General features: G+C 65.2%; 17 protein-coding genes and 1 rRNA gene. 13 read left to right on the top strand and 5 right to left on the bottom strand.

Going from position 1 to position 17,583, the window contains the following annotated elements; all coding sequences use genetic code 11:
- Positions 1 to 8 precede the first annotated feature (8 nt).
- The 9 genes from rrf to MJ122_RS22025 all read left to right on the top strand — a co-directional run bounded on the left by rrf (position 9) and on the right by MJ122_RS22025 (position 9,550).
- Positions 9 to 124, top strand: a 5S ribosomal RNA gene (rrf, locus tag MJ122_RS22065).
- A gap of 78 nt (positions 125 to 202) precedes the next feature.
- Complete coding sequence (locus MJ122_RS22060) at positions 203 to 436, top strand: hypothetical protein (protein ID WP_239746032.1); 234 nt, start codon at positions 203 to 205, stop codon at positions 434 to 436.
- Between the two features lie 243 nt (positions 437 to 679).
- The gene (gene pstS, locus MJ122_RS22055; protein WP_017520680.1) at positions 680 to 1,651 is read left to right on the top strand and encodes a phosphate ABC transporter substrate-binding protein PstS; all 972 of its coding nucleotides are present in this window, start codon (positions 680 to 682) and stop codon (positions 1,649 to 1,651) included.
- A gap of 395 nt (positions 1,652 to 2,046) precedes the next feature.
- Positions 2,047 to 4,080, top strand: a complete 2,034-nt coding sequence (locus MJ122_RS22050) for an ABC transporter permease subunit (protein WP_239746040.1) — start codon at positions 2,047 to 2,049, stop codon at positions 4,078 to 4,080.
- Positions 4,081 to 4,105: 25 nt separating this feature from the next.
- Positions 4,106 to 5,782, top strand: a complete 1,677-nt coding sequence (pstA, locus tag MJ122_RS22045; RefSeq protein WP_239746031.1) for a phosphate ABC transporter permease PstA — start codon at positions 4,106 to 4,108, stop codon at positions 5,780 to 5,782.
- A 52-nt stretch (positions 5,783 to 5,834) separates the two neighbouring features.
- Complete coding sequence (pstB, locus tag MJ122_RS22040; RefSeq protein ID WP_017520683.1) at positions 5,835 to 6,671, top strand: phosphate ABC transporter ATP-binding protein PstB; 837 nt, start codon at positions 5,835 to 5,837, stop codon at positions 6,669 to 6,671.
- Between the two features lie 85 nt (positions 6,672 to 6,756).
- On the top strand, positions 6,757 to 7,500 hold the full coding sequence (phoU, locus tag MJ122_RS22035) for a phosphate signaling complex protein PhoU (RefSeq protein WP_045217747.1): 744 nt from the start codon (positions 6,757 to 6,759) through the stop codon (positions 7,498 to 7,500).
- Positions 7,501 to 7,633: 133 nt separating this feature from the next.
- Positions 7,634 to 8,527 carry a response regulator gene (locus MJ122_RS22030; protein ID WP_239746030.1) on the top strand — a complete coding sequence of 298 codons (894 nt, stop codon included), beginning with the start codon at positions 7,634 to 7,636 and terminating at the stop codon, positions 8,525 to 8,527.
- A 123-nt stretch (positions 8,528 to 8,650) separates the two neighbouring features.
- Positions 8,651 to 9,550: a M23 family metallopeptidase gene (locus tag MJ122_RS22025; protein WP_026079232.1), complete on the top strand. Its 900-nt coding sequence runs from the start codon at positions 8,651 to 8,653 to the stop codon at positions 9,548 to 9,550.
- Positions 9,551 to 9,705: 155 nt separating this feature from the next.
- Here MJ122_RS22025 and MJ122_RS22020 read toward each other — a convergent pair whose 3' ends face one another.
- From MJ122_RS22020 to phoB, 3 genes are all read right to left on the bottom strand, one after another.
- Positions 9,706 to 11,046 (bottom strand): hemolysin family protein, encoded by a 1,341-nt coding sequence (locus MJ122_RS22020; protein ID WP_017520687.1) that lies wholly within the window; start codon positions 11,044 to 11,046, stop codon positions 9,706 to 9,708.
- 92 nt (positions 11,047 to 11,138) lie between these two features.
- Entirely contained in the window at positions 11,139 to 12,443 is a 1,305-nt protein-coding gene (gene phoR, locus MJ122_RS22015) for a phosphate regulon sensor histidine kinase PhoR (RefSeq protein WP_088419839.1), read from the bottom strand.
- Positions 12,444 to 12,482: 39 nt separating this feature from the next.
- The gene (phoB, locus tag MJ122_RS22010; RefSeq protein WP_017520689.1) at positions 12,483 to 13,172 is read right to left on the bottom strand and encodes a phosphate regulon transcriptional regulator PhoB; all 690 of its coding nucleotides are present in this window, start codon (positions 13,170 to 13,172) and stop codon (positions 12,483 to 12,485) included.
- A gap of 312 nt (positions 13,173 to 13,484) precedes the next feature.
- On the opposite strand from phoB, the gene MJ122_RS22005 reads away from it, so the two are divergent.
- Positions 13,485 to 13,850, top strand: coding sequence for a hypothetical protein (locus tag MJ122_RS22005; RefSeq protein ID WP_088419841.1), 366 nt, complete (start codon positions 13,485 to 13,487; stop codon positions 13,848 to 13,850).
- Positions 13,851 to 13,942: 92 nt separating this feature from the next.
- Here the strand turns inward: MJ122_RS22005 and ubiA are convergent, their stop codons facing one another.
- Positions 13,943 to 14,833 (bottom strand): 4-hydroxybenzoate octaprenyltransferase, encoded by an 891-nt coding sequence (gene ubiA, locus MJ122_RS22000; protein WP_239746029.1) that lies wholly within the window; start codon positions 14,831 to 14,833, stop codon positions 13,943 to 13,945.
- A gap of 26 nt (positions 14,834 to 14,859) precedes the next feature.
- On the bottom strand, positions 14,860 to 15,399 hold the full coding sequence (locus MJ122_RS21995) for a chorismate lyase (protein WP_239746039.1): 540 nt from the start codon (positions 15,397 to 15,399) through the stop codon (positions 14,860 to 14,862).
- 235 nt (positions 15,400 to 15,634) lie between these two features.
- Here MJ122_RS21995 and MJ122_RS21990 point away from each other — a divergent pair, with 235 nt between their 5' ends.
- The 3 genes from MJ122_RS21990 (at position 15,635) to MJ122_RS21980 (ending at position 17,393) form a co-directional block, all read left to right on the top strand.
- Positions 15,635 to 15,802, top strand: coding sequence for a rubredoxin (locus MJ122_RS21990; protein WP_015479573.1), 168 nt, complete (start codon positions 15,635 to 15,637; stop codon positions 15,800 to 15,802).
- A 197-nt stretch (positions 15,803 to 15,999) separates the two neighbouring features.
- Positions 16,000 to 16,167 carry a rubredoxin gene (locus tag MJ122_RS21985; RefSeq protein WP_088419847.1) on the top strand — a complete coding sequence of 56 codons (168 nt, stop codon included), beginning with the start codon at positions 16,000 to 16,002 and terminating at the stop codon, positions 16,165 to 16,167.
- Between the two features lie 71 nt (positions 16,168 to 16,238).
- Complete coding sequence (locus MJ122_RS21980; RefSeq protein ID WP_239746028.1) at positions 16,239 to 17,393, top strand: FAD-dependent oxidoreductase; 1,155 nt, start codon at positions 16,239 to 16,241, stop codon at positions 17,391 to 17,393.
- The last annotated feature ends 190 nt before the right edge of the window (positions 17,394 to 17,583 follow it).

Raw genomic sequence — 17,583 nt, 5'->3', positions numbered from 1 at the left:
AAGAATTGCTTGACGACCATAGAGCGTTGGAACCACCTGATCCCATCCCGAACTCAGTAGTGAAACGACGCATCGCCGATGGTAGTGTGGAGTTTCTCCATGTGAGAGTAGGTCATCGTCAAGCTCCTATCCCAAGACCCCTGGTCAGCTTCGCTGGCCGGGGGTTTTGCTTTTATGGCGCGAAAAAAGGACGCCGCTCGACGTGGAAACGTTGATCTCTACCTTCATCCTGCTCGGCGTCCTGAGCCTCAGCGTCGGTCAGTTGCTTGCCTTCGGCCTGCTTGTTAAACGAGCTGGGCCAGCTGCGATTCTCGCCTTGATCATCCCGGGATTCGGCTTCTTTCTCGGGCGCCGGCACGGCATCTACAAATGGCTCCTGCTGCCGTACCTGGTGTGCATGGGCTGCTTCCTCGTGGCCATGATCATGGCGGGTTGAGGCGCGCTGCGCGCCGCAAACGTTCGCTGGCTGAGCTGAGAGCAGCGCTCATGGCCTCTCTAGAACGGCCATTTCAGCCCTTCTTTTCCTCTCCTGCGGGTAGCGGCGCTCCTGTTACAAAACGCCTGCTGTCTCACTGATGGCATTTCATCCAACTGTCACATTCGCGTCATAGAGTCTTCATGCGGCCTGACGATACTGGCCCCCGTTCCATCCAACCCCATTCTCCTCAAGGAGCAAGGCATGAAACTCAAGCGTTTGATGGCGGCCCTGACTTTTGTCGCTGCAGGCGTAGGCACCGCCAGTGCGGTAGCCGCGATCGATCCGGCCCTGCCGGAATACCAGAAAGCCAGCGGTGTGTCGGGTAACCTGTCGAGCGTCGGTTCCGACACTCTGGCCAACCTGATGACCATGTGGGCGGAAGAGTACAAGCGTCTGTACCCGAACGTGAACGTGCAGATCCAGGCCGCCGGCTCCTCCACCGCGCCGCCGGCTCTGACCGAAGGCACAGCGAACCTCGGCCCGATGAGCCGCAAGATGAAGGACGTCGAGCTGCAGGCCTTCGAACAGAAGTACGGCTACAAGCCGACCGCTGTTCCGGTTGCCGTGGACGCCCTGGCGATCTTCGTGCACAAGGACAACCCCATCAAAGGCCTGACCATGCAACAGGTCGACGCCATCTTCTCCTCCACCCGCCTGTGCGGCGGCAAGTCGGACGTGAAGACCTGGGGTGACCTGGGCCTGACCGGCGACTGGGCCAACAAGCCCGTCCAGCTGTTCGGCCGTAACTCCGTGTCCGGCACCTACGGCTACTTCAAGGAAGAAGCCCTGTGCAAAGGCGACTACAAGCCGAACGTGAACGAGCAGCCGGGTTCGGCTTCCGTGGTTCAGTCGGTCAGCCAGTCCCTGAACGGCGTTGGCTACTCCGGCATCGGTTACAAGACCGCTAGCGTGAAGACCGTTGCCCTGGCCAAGAAAGAAGGCGGCGAGTTCATCGAAGACAACGAGGCGAATGCCCTGAACGGCACTTACCCGCTGTCGCGCTTCCTCTACGTCTACGTCAACAAGGCGCCGAACAAGCCGCTGAACCCGCTGGAAGCACAGTTCCTGAAGATGGTGCTCTCCAAGACCGGCCAGCAGGTTGTCGTGAAAGACGGCTACATCCCGCTGCCGTCCAAAGTCGCCGAAAAAGCGATCAAGGATCTGGGTCTGTAATCAGCCCTCCAACCGGGCGGAAACCGCCGCCCGGCATGGGCTGACGCTTACTCGACCGGGCCCGCCAGCATGGCTCTGCTGGTGGGCTTTGTCGCGTCACTTCCATGTCATCTTTCTGTCATACAGAGCCGCTAGGGTGTCACCCCATGAACGACATGGCCAACTCCCCGATGACTTCTTCTCTCCCCGAGCGGATCGATTTCAATACGCCTGCCCTGCAGCGCAAGCGCCGTATTCGCGCGCTCAAGGATCGACTGACCCGTTGGTACGTCCTGGTCGGCGGTCTCGCCGTGCTGGCGGCCATTACCCTGATTTTCTTCTACCTCGCCTACGTCGTGTTGCCGTTGTTCCGCGGCGCCGAACTGGAGACCCGCGATCCCCTGGCGCCCGCCTGGCTGAAGACGGCCCAGGCGCCGCTGCTGCTGAGCATCGAAGAGCAGAACATGGTGGGTATGCGCGTCGCCGCCAACGGCGAAGTGGTGTTCTTCGACGCCAAGAAAGGCGACGAGATGCAGCGCGTTGCGCTGAAGCTGCCCGCCGGCGCCAGCGTCACCTCCATTGCCGAGGACCAGCCGGGTCATCCGACCGTGGCGCTGGGCCTGTCCAACGGCCAGGTGCTGGTGTTCAAGCACAACTACCAGGTCACCTATCCGGACAACAAGAAGACCATCACGCCGCACATCGACTATCCCTACGGTGAAGCGCCGATGAACCTGGATCCCCAGGGGCGCCCGCTGGAGCACGTGGCGATTGTCTCGGGTGATGACAGCCTGTTGCTCGCCGCATCCACCGGCAGCGAGATGCTGCTGCTTGGGCTGACCCAGCAGGAAAACATGCTGACCGGCGAGAGTACCCTGCAGGAAGAGCGCATCAACCTGCCGCAGATCGCCGAGCCGGTGAAGGCCATCTACATGGACCCGCGCAAGCAGTGGCTCTATGTGCTCAATGGCCGCGCCCAGGCCGACGTGTTCGACCTCAACAGCCACCAGCTCAACGGCCGCTACAAGCTGCTGGATGACGCCTCCGCCGAAGTGACCGCCAGCAGCCAGCTGCTGGGTGGTATCTCGCTGATGGTCGGCGATTCCAAGGGCGGCATCGGCCAGTGGTTCATGGCCCGTGGCGAAGATGGCGAACCGCGCCTGTCCCACGTGCGTGACTTCAAGCTGGGCGACCAGCCGATCACCAGCATCGCGCCGGAGCAGCGCCGCAAGGGCTTCCTGGCCCTCGACAAGCAGGGCAACCTGGGCGTCTTCCACAGCACCGCGCACCGCACGCTGCTGGTGGAGAACGTCGCACCGTCCTCCGGCCCGATGGCCCTGTCGCCGCGCGCCAACCGCCTGATCCTCGAGCAGGGTGGCGAGCTTCGCCGCTTCAGCCTCAGCAACCCGCACCCGGAAGTGTCCTGGAGCGCGCTGTGGGGCAAGGTCTGGTACGAGAGCTACGACAAGCCGGGCTACGTCTGGCAGTCCACCGCTGCGACCACCGACTTCGAACCCAAGCTGAGCCTGTCGCCGCTGACCTTCGGTACCCTGAAGGCCGCCTTCTACGCGATGATCCTCGCCGCGCCGCTGGCCATCGCCGCCGCCGTCTACACCGCGTACTTCATGGCTCCGGGCATGCGCCGCAAGGTCAAGCCGGTGATCGAGCTGATGGAGGCGCTGCCGACCGTGATCCTCGGCTTCTTCGCCGGCCTGTTCCTGGCGCCGTACGTCGAAGGCCACCTGCCGGGCATCTTCAGCCTGCTGCTGCTCACCCCGCTGGGCATCCTCGCTGCCGGCCTGATCTGGAGCCGCCTGCCCGAACGCATCCGCCTGAGCCTGCCGGCCGGCTGGGAAGCGGCGATCCTGATCCCCGTGGTCCTCGCCACCGGTGCCTTCGCCCTGTGGATGAGCCCGCACCTGGAGACCATGTTCTTCGGCGGCGACATGCGCCTGTGGATCAGCCACGACCTGGGCATCACCTACGACCAGCGCAACGCCCTGGTTGTGGGTCTGGCCATGGGCTTCGCGGTGATCCCGAACATCTTCTCCATCGCCGAAGACGCCATCTTCAGCGTGCCGCGCAGCCTGACCTACGGCTCCCTGGCCCTGGGCGCGACGCCCTGGCAGACGCTGACCCGCGTGGTGATCCTGACCGCCAGCCCGGGCATCTTCTCCGCGCTGATGATCGGCATGGGCCGCGCGGTGGGCGAGACCATGATCGTGCTGATGGCCACCGGCAACACCCCGGTCATGGACGTGAACATCTTCCAGGGCATGCGCACCCTTGCGGCGAACGTCGCGGTGGAAATGCCCGAGTCGGAGGTGGGCGGGACTCACTACCGCGTGCTGTTCCTCTCGGCACTGGTGCTGCTGTCCTTCACCTTCGTGATGAACACCCTGGCAGAGCTGATCCGTCAGCGCCTGCGCAAGAAATACGCGTCGCTCTAAGCGACGCCCGACGAGGCTACGTTCCGTGAAACAGAAACAGGAATCCGTCAAAGCGTGGTTTGCCAGCGGTTCTCCCTGGGTGTGGATGAACGCGGGTGCGGTATCCATCGCCGTGATCATGACCATCGGCCTGCTCGCCGTGATCGCCGTGCGCGGTCTCGGCCACTTCTGGCCGGCGGACGTGATCGAGGCGACCTACACCGTCCCCGGTGAAGCACCCAAGACCCTGATCGGCGAAGAAGTGCAGATCGAGCAGGTGCCGCGCGAGCGTCTGCGCGGCGCCGGCCTGCCGGTGCCGGACAACGGCCCGGAGTTCATGACCCGCGAGCTGCTCAAGCTGGGCAACCGCGACCTCTACGGCAGCGATTTCTCCTGGGTGATCGGCGAGTGGCTGAACGACCGTCGCCACCCGGCTGACCTGGTGACCCTGGAGCGCCGCGAGTGGGGCAACTTCTATGGCTACCTGCTGAGCGTGAAGGAAAACGGCAAGGTGGTCGCCGAAGGCCCGGGCGCCATGGCCGAGCTGCAGACCCGCCTCAAGCGCGTCGATGAGCTCTACGCCAAGCTCTACCAGCTGGAGAAGAAGGACATCGGCGGCATCAACCATGGTCTGGAGCGCCTGCGCCTGAAGGAACGTGGCCTGCAGTTGAACAACAAGCTGGATGCCACCGCCGAGGCCGACATCGCTGCCGGCCGCGCCGAGCTGAACGCCCAGTATAAGGTGCTGGAAGAGCAGCTCAACGCCCTGCACCAGGAGTTCAACCGCGACAGCATCGTCATGCGCGATGCCAGCGGCCAGCAGACTGAAATCAGCATCGGCAAGCTGGTGCATGCCTACCAGCCGAACCAGATGGGCGTGGCCACCAAGCTGAGCTTCTACTTCAAGAAGCTGTGGGAATTCCTCAGCGACGACCCGCGTGAGGCCAACACCGAAGGCGGCATCTTCCCGGCTATTTTCGGCACCGTGATGATGACCCTGGTGATGGCCGTGATCGTCACCCCGTTCGGTGTGATCGCCGCCGTCTACCTGCGCGAGTACGCCCGCCAGGGTCTGCTGACCCGCATCATCCGCATCGCGGTGAACAACCTCGCGGGCGTTCCGGCGATCGTCTACGGCGTGTTCGGCCTGGGCTTCTTCGTCTACGTGCTGGGCGGTTCGCTCGACCGGATGTTCTTCCCCGAAGCCCTGCCGGCGCCGACCTTCGGCACGCCGGGGTTGTTCTGGGCTTCGCTGACTCTGGCCATCCTCGCGGTGCCGGTGGTGATCGTGGCCACCGAGGAAGGCCTGGCGCGCATCCCGCGGGCCACCCGCGAGGGCTCGCTCGCCCTGGGCGCGACCAAGGCCGAGACCCTGTGGAAAGTGGTCCTGCCGATGGCCAGCCCGGCGATGATGACCGGCCTGATCCTTGCCGTGGCCCGTGCCGCCGGTGAAGTGGCGCCGCTGATGCTGGTGGGCGTGGTAAAGCTGGCTCCGGCGCTGCCGGTGGACGGCAACTACCCGTACGTGCACCTGGACCAGAAGATCATGCACCTGGGCTTCCACATCTATGACGTCGGCTTCCAGAGCCCGAACGTCGAGGCCGCGCGCCCACTGGTGTACGCCACCGCGCTGCTGCTGGTGATGGTCATCGCCCTGCTGAACTTCTCGGCCATCGCCATCCGTAACCGCCTGCGCGAAAAGTACAAGGCGCTGGAAAACTGATTCTGCCGGCGGCGGGCCGTGCCCGCCGCCAAGCCTCCCAAGGAGACTGAACATGCAACATGAAACCGCAACCCACGGCATCGACATCGGCGCGCTCGGCCGCGGCGACCGCCAGGGCATGAACCTGGAGAGCGAGACCGTCGCCCTCCAGGTACCCGGCCTGAGCCTGTTCTACGGCGAGAAGCAGGCATTGTTCGACGTCAGCATGAACATCCCCAAGCAGCGCGTGACCGCCTTCATCGGCCCGTCCGGCTGCGGCAAGTCCACCCTGCTGCGTTGCTTCAACCGCATGAACGACCTGGTCGACGGTTGCCACGTGAAGGGCGAGATCCTGCTCGACGGCCATAACATCTTCGCCAAGAACGTCGACGTCGCCGAACTGCGCCGCCGCGTCGGCATGGTGTTCCAGAAGCCCAACCCGTTCCCCAAGAGCATCTACGAGAACGTGGTGTACGGCCTGCGCATCCAGGGCATCAACAAGAAGCGTGTGCTCGACGAAGCCGTCGAGTGGGCGCTCAAGGGCGCCGCGCTGTGGGACGAGGTGAAGGACCGCCTGCACGAATCCGCACTCGGCCTCTCCGGTGGCCAGCAGCAGCGCCTGGTCATCGCCCGCACCATCGCCGTGGAGCCGGAAGTCCTGCTGCTCGACGAACCCTGCTCGGCACTGGATCCGATCTCCACCCTGAAGATCGAAGAGCTGATCTACGAGCTGAAATCCAAGTTCACCATCGTCATCGTGACCCACAACATGCAGCAGGCCGCGCGCGTCTCCGACTACACGGCGTTCATGTACATGGGCAAGCTGATCGAGTTCGGCGATACCGATACCCTGTTCACCAACCCGGCCAAGAAGCAGACGGAAGACTACATCACCGGTCGTTACGGCTAGTTTCGCGGGCTTGCGTGCGCGGTAGAACTTCCCGGAGAACATCACAAGCCAGCGGCCCGGAGCCTGCGGCTTTCGCGGAGCGAACATGATCAACAAAGAAAGCCTCACCCACCACATCTCGCAGCAGTTCAACGCCGAGCTGGAAGATGTGCGCAGCCATCTGCTGGCCATGGGCGGCCTGGTGGAGAAGCAGGTCAACGACGCGGTCAACGCGCTGATCGACGCCGACTCGGGCCTGGCCCAGCAGGTGCGCGAGATCGACGACCAGATCAACCAGATGGAGCGCAACATCGACGAGGAATGCCTGCGCATCCTCGCCCGCCGCCAGCCGGCCGCCTCCGACCTGCGCCTGATCATCAGCATCTCCAAGTCGGTGATCGACCTGGAGCGCATTGGTGACGAGGCGTCGAAGATTGCCCGCCGCGCCATTCAGCTGTGCGAGGAAGGCGAGTCGCCGCGCGGCTACGTCGAGGTGCGCCACATCGGCAACCAGGTGCGCAAGATGGTGCAGGAGGCGCTGGACGCCTTCGCCCGCTTCGACGCCGACCTTGCGCTATCGGTCGCGCAGTACGACAAGACCGTCGACCGCGAATACAAGACCGCCCTGCGCGAGCTGGTCACCTACATGATGGAAGACCCGCGCGCCATCTCCCGCGTGCTCAACGTCATCTGGGCCCTGCGTTCGCTGGAGCGCATCGGCGACCACGCGCGCAACATCGCCGAGCTGGTGATCTACCTGGTGCGCGGCACCGACGTCCGCCACATCGGCCTGACCCGCATGAAGGAAGAAGTGCAGGGCACCGCCGGCAAGGCCGACAAGGCCGAATAAGCCTGACGCCCGTACCAGAACGGACCCGGCCCTGGCGCCGGGTTCGTCATTTTATGGCCGAGCGGTCCCTCACCAATGGCATGTAGCCACCCGGCAAGGCTATCCTTCGCCCTATCGTTTTCGGGAGATGCCGATGGGCAAGGTCAGTGTACTGGTCGTGGATGACGCTCCGTTCATCCGCGACCTGGTGAAGAAAGGGCTGCGGGACCATTTCCCCGGTCTGCAGATCGAAGAAGCGGTCAACGGCCGCAAGGCGCAGCAGTTTCTCGCGCGCCAGGCCGTGGACCTGATCCTCTGCGACTGGGAAATGCCCGAGATGTCCGGCATCGAGCTGCTCACCTGGTGCCGCGAGCAGGACAGCCTGAAGACCACGCCCTTCATCATGGTCACCAGTCGCGGCGACAAGGACAACGTGGTACAGGCCATCCAGGCCGGCGTCTCCGACTTCATCGGCAAGCCGTTCTCCAACGACCAGTTGGTGAGCAAGGTGAAGAAGGCGCTGTCGCGCGCCGGCAAGCTGGAGGCCCTGGCGGCCCAGGCTCCGCAGCGCAGCCTGGTGGGTTCCATGCCCAATGACTCGCTGGCCGCCCTTACCGGTGGCAAGGCCGAGGTGGTCCGCCCCGCCGCCGTACCCGCTGCGCCGCGTCCGGCGGCTCCGGCAGCGGCTGCCGCTGCTCCGGCCGCCCGCGGTGGCGCCAAGGGCCAACAAGGTCAGTTGCGCCTGCCTTCTGCCAGCCTGCCTTGCGTGATCAAGGCCCTCAGCCTCAAGGAGGCGCTGCTGGTGGTGAAACGTGGCGCGCCGCTGCCGCAGGTGCTGGAAAGCGCCGTGCTCGATCTGGAGGAAGACAGCGACGTTGCCCGCCTCAACGGCTACCTGCATGCCGTGGCGGCCCTGGAGCCCAGGCCGGACAGCGAGTGGCTGCAGCTGACCTTCCGCTTCGTCGACCGCGATCCGCAGAAGCTCGACTACCTGTCGCGCCTGATCGCACGAGGCAGCTCGCAGAAGCACTACGTGCCCGGCGCCTGATCGGTTACAAAATGCACCGGCCGCCGGGTAGTACTGCTTCACACCCCGACCGGCGGCAGGTCGCGACGCAAGGGCTACGCTGCTAGTCTTGCCTGCGTCGCCATACCTATAACCAGAGTCGACATGCTAGGGCGCAGTATCCTCCTGTGCGGTCTTCTGGCCGCATCCGGGACGGCTTCGGCCGTGACCATCTACAAGTACACCGACGCCAACGGCGTGGTCACCTACACGGACAAGGCCGTGGCGGGTGCGGCTGTCTTCGTTTTCCGCGACCGCATGGTCGAGCACCTGGAAGAACAGGTGAAGCTCGAGACCAGGAAGCACGCTGGCGGCGAGACCCTGCAGGTGCGCAACGACCTGTATGCGCCAGTGGAGGTCGAGCTCAGCGTGAGCGGCGCGCAGAACGCCGTGGGCGCGCCGGAACGACCGATCCGTTGGGTACTGCCGCCGCGCAGTTCGATCCGCCTGGCGACGCTGACGCCGCTCGATCCCGCCAAGCCGCTGCGCTACAAGCCGAAGCTGCGCTATGCACTGGGTGATCCGCGTCCGGCCCCGCTGTCCTACCAGTACGCCCTGCCGTGGGTAGGCGGCCCGTTCCGCCTGACCCAGGGCGCCAATGGCCGCTACAGTCACTACACCCGCAAGGGCCGCTATGCCATGGACATCGCCATGCCAGTGGGCACGCCCATCGTTGCGGCGCGGGGCGGCACCGTGGTGAAGATCGAGAACGGCCAGAGCGGGCGTGGCAAGAATCCGTCCGGCAATTTCGTGCGGGTTTTGCATGACGACGGCACCATGGGGGTCTACCTGCACCTGATGCGCGGCTCGGTGCTTGTGCGAGAGGGGCAGCGTGTCGCCACCGGCTCGCCGCTGGCAAAGTCGGGCAACACCGGCAACAGCAGCGGGCCGCACCTGCACTTCGTGGTGCAGCGCAACGTCGGCCTGGACCTGGTTTCGATTCCCTACGACTTCGCCCAGCCGGTGGATACGCTGCCGAATTTCGCGGTGGTCCGGGAGCACTGAGCGCAGCGCGGTGTCCGTGTCGGGGCGCGCTTGCTCGCGAACCCGTCCGGCTCCGGCGTATCGGCGAGTACTGTTCGCGAGCAAGCTCGCTCCTACTCAGAGCCCAAGAAAAAGGCTGCCCGAGGGCAGCCTTCTTCGTTCAGGGGGTGAAGTGCTCAGTCGAGCTTCACCACCTTGGCGAGGACGATCTTCGGGCCCTTCATCTTCTTCACGATGATGCGCAGGCCTTCGGTATCCAGTACTTCCTCTTCTTCCGGCACACGCTTGAGGGTGTCGTAGACCAGGCCGGCAAGGGTGTCCGCCTCGACATGGTCCAGGTCCAGCCCCAGCAGGCGTTCCAGCTTGAACAGCGGGGTGTCGCCGCGCACCAGCAGTTTGCCGGGCTGGTAGGCCACGATGCCGCGCTCGGCCTTGCGGTGTTCGTCCTGGATATCGCCAACCAGCACTTCCAGCACATCTTCCATGGTCAGGTAGCCGACGACCTTGTGGTCGGCTTCCTCCACCAGCGCGAAGTGCGAGCCGCCCTGGCGGAACTGTTCCAGCAGGCGCGCCAGCGGCAGGTGCTTGGTGACCTTCTCCAGCGGATGGGTCAGTTCGTCGAGGTCGAAGGACTCCGGCAGGCTGTCCAGCGTGGCCAGAGCCAGCAGCAGGTCCTTGATGTGCAGCAGGCCGATGAACTCGCCCTTCTCGCTGTCGTACACGGGGTAGCGGCTGTACTTGTGGCGGCGAATGGTGGCGAGGATGTCGTCCAGCGGCGCGTTGCGCTCCAGGTAGACCAGGTCTTCGCGGGAATTGGCCCAGTCCACCACTTCCAGCTCGCCCAGCTCCACCGCGGAAGCCAGCACGCGCATGCCCTGGTCGCTGGGGTCGTGGGCGCGGCTGGAGTGCAGAATCAGCTTGAGCTCGTCACGGCTGTAGTGGTGCTCGTGGTGCGGCCCCGGCTCGCCTTGCCCGGCGAACTTCAGGATGGTGTTGGCACTCGCGTTGAGCAGCCAGATGGCCGGGTACATCGCCCAGTAGAACAGGTACAGCGGCACCGCCGTCCACAGCGACAGCAGCTCCGGCTTGCGGATGGCCCAGGACTTGGGCGCCAGCTCGCCGACTACGATGTGCAGGTAGGAAATGATGAAGAACGCAGTAAAGAACGACACGCCGCGGATGACTTCCTCGGAGTGCACACCGACCATGGCCAACAGCGGTTCGAGCAGTTCGGCGAAGGCTGGCTCGCCGACCCAGCCCAGGCCCAGGGAGGCCAGGGTGATGCCCAGCTGGCAGGCGGAGAGGTAGGCGTCGAGCTGGTTGTGCACCTTGCGCAGGATGGTGCCGCGCCAACCGTGCTGGTTGGCGATGGTCTCCACGCGCGTGGAACGCAGCTTGACCATGGCGAACTCGGCGGCGACGAAGAAACCGTTGAGCACGACGAGGAACAGGGCGAACAGGATCAGGCCGAAATCGGCGAAATAGGTCAGGAAATTGCTACTAGGGGAAGGGTCCATGGTTCTGTTGGTTCAAGAATGGACGGACAAGAATGCGGTTCTCGGGGCCTGGCTGGCAAGCCCGTCTATACCAGAGTCGAAGTCAGCCGCCGTTATGCGCGGCTCTCCACCTGCTGCGGCGGGAAGTGGCAGGTGAAGCTGCTGCCCTTGCCCGGCACGCTGCTGATGTCCAGGGTGCCACGGTGGCGCAGCAGCACGTGCTTGACGATGGCCAGGCCCAGGCCGGTACCGCCGGTGCTGGCGTTGCGGCTGGAATCGACGCGGTAGAAGCGCTCGGTCAGGCGCGGCAGGTGCTTGGGGTCGATGCCAATGCCGCTGTCCTGTACGGCCAGGTGCGCACCTTGCTCGTCCGCCCACCAGCGGATGCGGATCTCGCCTTCGTCGGGGGTGTACTTCACGGCGTTGAACACCAGGTTGGAGAAGGCGCTGCGCAGTTCCGCCTCGCTGCCCTTGAGCTTCACCTTCGAGTCCGCTTCCAGGCTGATGCGGTGGCCGCGCGTGCCGGACAGTGCCTGGGCGTCGTTGCGGATCGACAGCAGCATCAGGTCCACCGCCACCGGCTTGTTGTCCGCCGGGTAATCGGTGGCTTCCAGCTTGGCCAGCAGGAGCAGGTCGTTGAGCAGGTTCTGCATGCGCCCTGCCTGCTGCTGCATCTGCTGCAGCGCGCGGGTCCAGCGCGGGTTCACGTCGTCGACGTTGTCCAGCAGCGTCTCCAGGTAGCCGGCAATCACCGTCAGCGGCGTGCGCAGCTCGTGGGAGACGTTGGCGACGAAGTCCTTGCGCATCTGTTCCAGCTGGTGGACGCGGGTCACGTCGCGCACCAGCATCAGGTGCTCGCCGGCGCCGTAGAGGGTGATGTGGAACTGCAGGCGCAGGTTGTCGTTGATCGGCGATGGGAGCTCCAGCGGCTCGCGGTAGTCCTCGCCCTCGAAGTATTCCTTGAAGCGCGGATGGCGGACCAGGTTGGTCACCGGCTGGCCACCGTCCTGCGGGCTCTTGAGGCCCAGCAGGCGCTCGGCGGACTGGTTCCACCACTCCAGGTTGCCGTCGCGGTCGAGCAGGATCATGCCGTCGCGCAGCGCCGCGGTGGATTCCTGCATGCGGTCGATCACCGCCTGCAGCCGCCCGCGGGCGCGCTGGTTGCGCCGCTGCAGGTGGTAGATGCTGTCGAATACCTCGCCCCACAGGCCGTAGCCATCGGGCGGGGCCTCATCGGGCTGGTGGTTCTTCAGCCACTTGTGCAGGCGCAGCAGCTGCCAGGTCGACCAGCCTAGGTAGGCGGCCAGCGCCACGGCGATGGCCCAGCCGTACTGGCCGGTGATCAGGCCGAGCAGCGCGCCCGCGGCTACGACCAGCAGCAGGTGGCGTATCAGCACGCCACTCCAGTTCTGGGTCACGACATTCCGTTCCTTGTGCCCGCCAGATGAGAAGCCGGGTCAGCTTTTGGTCGAGAAACGATACCCGGTGCCGCGCACGGTCTGAACCAGATTTTCGTAGACCTCGCCCAGGGCCTTGCGCAGCCGGCGGATATGCACGTCGACGGTGCGCTCCTCGACGTAGACGTTGCCGCCCCAGACCTGGTCCAGCAGCTGGCCGCGGGTGTAGGCACGCTCCTGGTGGGTCATGAAGAACTGCAGCAGGCGGTATTCGGTGGGGCCCATTTCGGCGGGCTTGCCGTCGATGGTGACGCGGTGGCTGATCGGGTCGAGCAGCAGGCCGCCGACTTCGATCGGCGTCTCGCTGTCGCCAGCGCCGGTGCGGCGCAATACGGCCTTCAGGCGGGCAACCAGTTCGCGCGGGGAGAAGGGCTTGGTGATGTAGTCATCCGCACCGACTTCCAGACCCTGGATCTTGTTGTCCTCTTCACCCTTGGCAGTGAGCATGATGATCGGGATGGCCGAGGTCAGCTCGTCGCGCTTGAGGCGGCGCGCCAGCTCGATGCCGGAGGTGCCGGGCAGCATCCAGTCGAGCAGGATCAGGTCCGGCTTGCGATCGACGATCACCGCATGCGCCTGCTGGGCGCTGTCGGCCTCCAGACATTCGTAGCCGGCCATCTCCAGGGCCACGGCGATCATTTCCCGGATCGGAGCTTCGTCATCGACGATGAGGATTGTCTTGCCAACCATGCTGAGGCCTCAGAATTTCTGTAATGCGCCGCATTAGATAACGGAAATATTTCATGAATGTGACACCGCGATGGTAGCCGAGCCTTGTCGCAGAGCGCTCGTCTATGCTGAAAGGCGCGCCGCACGATCCCTGCGCGGCACACAAAAAACCTCCGGCCTTGTCGGCGGTGTGCCCTGCAGCGAGCCTGCCGGAGCCTTGCGATGACGGTAGCGAGGGCCTTGTCGATGTCGCCCTGGCCGGCCCTGCCTGCAATCCCGCCGGCCTTTGCGCCGATGCTCGCGCCGTTTCCACCTCACCAGAGGAGAAGCCTGATGAAACTGCTATTCCCGGCCCTGGCACTGGGTCTGATGCTGCCGGCGATGTCCGCCCTGGCCGCCGAGCCCGGTATGGAGAAGAACGGCATGCTGGTCGATGCCAAGGGCATGACGCTCTACACCTTCGACAAGGACGGCGGCGGCAAGTCGGCCTGCAACGGCGGCTGTGCACAGAACTGGCCGCCGCTGATGGCTTCCGCCGATGCCAAGGCGAAGGGCGAGTGGACCCTGATCAAGCGCGATGACGGCACTGTGCAGTGGGCCTACAAGGGCAAGCCGCTTTACACCTTCGTGCAGGACAAGAAAGCCGGCGACATGGCCGGCGAAGGCAAGATGGGCGTCTGGCACATGGCCAAGCCCTGAGGCTCTGCGTAGGAGCGGACTGTGTCCGCGATGGTCTCCGGCACAGTATGGACCTATCGCGGACGGAGTCCGCTACTACGCCATGTCCAGCTTCAGCGCAGGGCGAAATCCAGCACGGTGCCGAGGAAGATCGCCAGCCCCGCCCAGTGGTTGTGCAGGAAGGCCTTGAAACACTTCATCGGCTCGCGGTCACGGGTCGAATGGAACTGCCAGGCGAAGCAGCCCGCCGCCACGGCCAGGCCCAGGTAGTAATAGAGATGCATCGCCAGCTTGTTGCCGGCCAGGATCAGCAGCAGGAGCATCAGACCCTGCAGGCTCAGGTTGATCACCCGGTCGGCGTCGCCGAAGAGGATCGCCGTGGACTTCATGCCCATCTTCAGATCGTCTTCACGGTCGGTCATCGCGTAGTAGGTGTCGTACGCCACCGTCCACAGCACGTTGGCGAAGAACAGCAACCAGGCCACCGCCGGCAGGGTGCCGCTGGCCGCGGTGAAGGCCATCGGGATGCCCCAGGAGAACGCCGCGCCCAGCACCACCTGCGGGTAGTAGGTGTAGCGTTTCATGAAGGGGTAAAGCGCCGCCACCGCCGCGCCGCCGAAGGACAGCCAGATCGTCTGCTGGTTGGTGCACAGCACCAGCAGGAAGCTCAGCCCCAGCAGGACGAAGAAGGCGATCCAGGCCTCGCGTACGGTGATTCTGCCGGTCGCCAGCGGGCGTGCCTTGGTGCGCTCGACGTGGCCGTCGAGCTTGCGGTCGGCGAAGTCGTTGATCACGCAGCCGGCGGCGCGCATCAGCACGGTGCCGACGACGAAGATCACCAGGTTCTTCACGCTGGGTATGCCACCGCTGGCCATCCACAATGCCCACAGCGTCGGCCAGAGCAGCAGGTAGATGCCGATAGGCTTGTCCATGCGCGTCAGCTGGATGAAGTCCCAGGCGCGGGGATGCAGGCGGGCGAGGGGTTTGATCAGGGCGACGAACATGGTGGCCTCCGGAAACGATCCGGGAATTATACGGGCTGTTGTTCCACGCGGCGCCACAGGGAGGGCAGGAAAACCTCGGCGACCAGTACGCCCAGGCCGTCGCGGCTGAAGCAGGAGCGGCGGCCCCACAGGCGCTCGGCGCGCACTTCGGCCGGCAGGCTGGCGGCCGGGTAGCGGCACACCTTGATGGGGCCGCGCTGGAAGGCGCGGTCGCTGAACAGCAACTCACCCAGCGAGCGCGTGCCGAGCAGCCGCAGGTCGAAGCCGGAGCCTTCCAGTGCCGAGCGCGCGGCCACGCTGCGGGCAAACACCCAGGGCGTGTCGTGGCCTTTGAGGTACACCTCGCGCACCCAGCCCTGGCTGCCGTCCGGCACGCCGAGCGCGGCGCACTCGTCGGTGCGCAGGCGGTGCCAGCCCTCGGCCAGCGGCTGCACGGCGAAATGGTCAGCGCAGAGCGCGGTCAACCGGCGCGTTAGCGAGCCTTCGTCGAACAGCCAGTCCACCACCTGGGCGGCGGGAGCGGGGTGCAACTGGGCGGCGGTGAGCCAGCGGGGCGGGTGGATCAGGGCGGCTTCGGGCACGGCGTGGACTGCGGTTGGCCAGGGACGCGGCAGCTTAACACGGCGCCTTTGCGCGGCCGATTGCGTTGTCCGCAAGGGTGCATTACGCCAGACCCCACCAAAGGTTTGGCCGGCCATCCGAGGTTTTTCCAGGGACTTGCGCGCCAAGCCCATCGCCAGTACAAAGCCGGACATTGGATGCACCGACGTCCAAGCGACAAGAACCTGAAGGTGATAGCTGATGAAGAAGTGGCAATGCGTGGTTTGTGGCCTGATCTATGACGAGACCAAGGGTTGGCCGGAAGAGGGCATCGCCGCCGGTACCCGCTGGGAAGACGTGCCGGAAGACTGGCTGTGCCCGGATTGCGGCGTCGGCAAGCTGGATTTCGAGATGATCGAGATCGGCTGATCCCGACAGGATGGGTTCCCGCGACGGCGGCCTTCGGGCCGCCGTCGGCGTTTGCGCACCCGGCAGGCCGACGCCTGACACGGTAGACTGCAAGTGCGCCGGGTTGGCCCTGCTGACGGAGCCCGGCGTCGCGCCCGCCGTTGGCCGGTGCGCGCCGATACGTTAGCTTCAGCGCAAATCGCAGGAGGGCTTGGCCGATGCGCAAATGGCAATGCGTGGTCTGTGGCTTCATCTACGACGAGGCACTGGGCCTGCCGGACGAGGGCATCGCCCCCGGCACGCGCTGGGAAGACATCCCGGCGGACTGGGTCTGCCCGGATTGCGGCGTCGGGAAAACAGACTTCGAGATGATCGAGATTTCCTGAACCCGACCCGACGAATTCATGCGGCAGCCTTGCCGCCTTTACGAAATGGCGTGTTTTGAGGTGAGAGAGCAATGAGCGACAACGCACCGCTGGTGATCATCGGAACTGGCCTGGCCGGCTACAACCTGGCCCGCGAGTGGCGCAAGCTGGACAGCGAGACGCCGCTGCTGCTGATCACTGCCGACGACGGTCGCTCCTACTCCAAGCCGATGCTCTCCACCGGTTTCTCCAAGGACAAGGACGCCGATGGCCTGGCTATGGCCGAAGCGGGCGCCATGGCCGACCAGCTCAAGGCGCGCATCCTCACCCACACCCGTGTCACCGGCATCGACCCCGGCCACCGGCGCATCTGGATCGGCGAGGAAGAAATCCACTACCGCGACCTGGTGCTGGCCTGGGGCGCCGAGACCCTCCGCGTACCGGTCGAGGGCGATGCGCAGGACCTGATCTTCCCGATCAACGACCTGGAAGACTACGCGCGCTTCCGCAGCGCCGCCGCCGGCAAGCGCCGCGTGCTGCTGCTGGGCGCCGGCCTGATCGGCTGCGAGTTCGCCAACGACCTCTCCAGCGGCGGCTACCAGCTCGACGTGGTGGCGCCGTGCGAGCAGGTCATGCCCGGCCTGCTCCACCCGGCCGCCGCCCAGGCGGTCCAGCAGGGACTGGAAGGCCTGGGCGTGCGCTTCCACCTTGGCCCGGTGTTGAACAGCCTGATGCGCGGCGCAGACGGCCTGGAAGCGCACCTCTCCGATGGCCAGGTGATCCCCTGCGATCTGGTCGTCTCCGCCGTCGGCCTGCGCCCGCGCATCGACCTGGCCGCTGCCGCCGGCCTGGATATCAATCGCGGCGTGATGGTCAACCGCGAGCTGCGTACCTCCCACGACAACATCTACGCCCTGGGCGACTGCGCCGAGGTCGATGGCCTCAACCTGCTCTACGTGATGCCACTGATGTCCTGCGCCCGCGCGCTGGCGCAGACCCTGGCCGGCAAGCCGACGCCGGTGACCTACGGCGCCATGCCGGTGACCGTGAAGACGCCGGTGTGCCCGCTGGTGGTGTCGCCGCCGCCGCGTGGCAGCGAGGGCGAATGGCACGTGGAAGGCTCTGGCCCGGACCTCAAGGTGCTGTGCCGGGATACCGCCGGTCGATTGCTCGGATATGCCCTGACTGGGGCCGCCGTGAGCGAAAAACTCTCGCTGAACAAGGAGTTGCCGGCTCTACTGGCGTGACAGGCGTCGCCAATGGCGTTTTTGCCTTGGGAAAGTGCCCGCAAATTGTCAGACGATACTGGCGTACCAGCCGGCGGCGTGCCATTCTCCCCCCGTCTGCCGCAGCCTAGAGCCTGTACGGCAAGCCTGCGGTGCCTTGGGCGCTGTTGGGAAGACAGCACGGACACAACAACAACAAACCGTCAAAGAG

This window comes from Pseudomonas sp. DP-17, assembly GCF_022380625.1.
GTDB classification, from domain to species: domain Bacteria; phylum Pseudomonadota; class Gammaproteobacteria; order Pseudomonadales; family Pseudomonadaceae; genus Pseudomonas; species Pseudomonas nitroreducens_A.
Note: the sequence above shows the minus strand (reverse complement) of the source record. Positions and strands in the feature narration are given on the sequence as shown.

Coding starts and splice junctions, on each gene's coding strand:
- ubiA (WP_239746029.1), bottom strand. CDS start 14,833: ATGTTCGTCGCCCTGATCAAACCCCTCGCCCGCCTGCATCCCCGCGCC.
- pstB (WP_017520683.1), top strand. CDS start 5,835: ATGCAACATGAAACCGCAACCCACGGCATCGACATCGGCGCGCTCGGC.
- MJ122_RS22025 (WP_026079232.1), top strand. CDS start 8,651: ATGCTAGGGCGCAGTATCCTCCTGTGCGGTCTTCTGGCCGCATCCGGG.
- MJ122_RS21980 (WP_239746028.1), top strand. CDS start 16,239: ATGAGCGACAACGCACCGCTGGTGATCATCGGAACTGGCCTGGCCGGC.
- MJ122_RS21985 (WP_088419847.1), top strand. CDS start 16,000: ATGCGCAAATGGCAATGCGTGGTCTGTGGCTTCATCTACGACGAGGCA.
- MJ122_RS21990 (WP_015479573.1), top strand. CDS start 15,635: ATGAAGAAGTGGCAATGCGTGGTTTGTGGCCTGATCTATGACGAGACC.
- phoB (WP_017520689.1), bottom strand. CDS start 13,172: ATGGTTGGCAAGACAATCCTCATCGTCGATGACGAAGCTCCGATCCGG.
- MJ122_RS22005 (WP_088419841.1), top strand. CDS start 13,485: ATGAAACTGCTATTCCCGGCCCTGGCACTGGGTCTGATGCTGCCGGCG.
- phoU (WP_045217747.1), top strand. CDS start 6,757: ATGATCAACAAAGAAAGCCTCACCCACCACATCTCGCAGCAGTTCAAC.
- MJ122_RS22020 (WP_017520687.1), bottom strand. CDS start 11,046: ATGGACCCTTCCCCTAGTAGCAATTTCCTGACCTATTTCGCCGATTTC.
- pstS (WP_017520680.1), top strand. CDS start 680: ATGAAACTCAAGCGTTTGATGGCGGCCCTGACTTTTGTCGCTGCAGGC.
- MJ122_RS22030 (WP_239746030.1), top strand. CDS start 7,634: ATGGGCAAGGTCAGTGTACTGGTCGTGGATGACGCTCCGTTCATCCGC.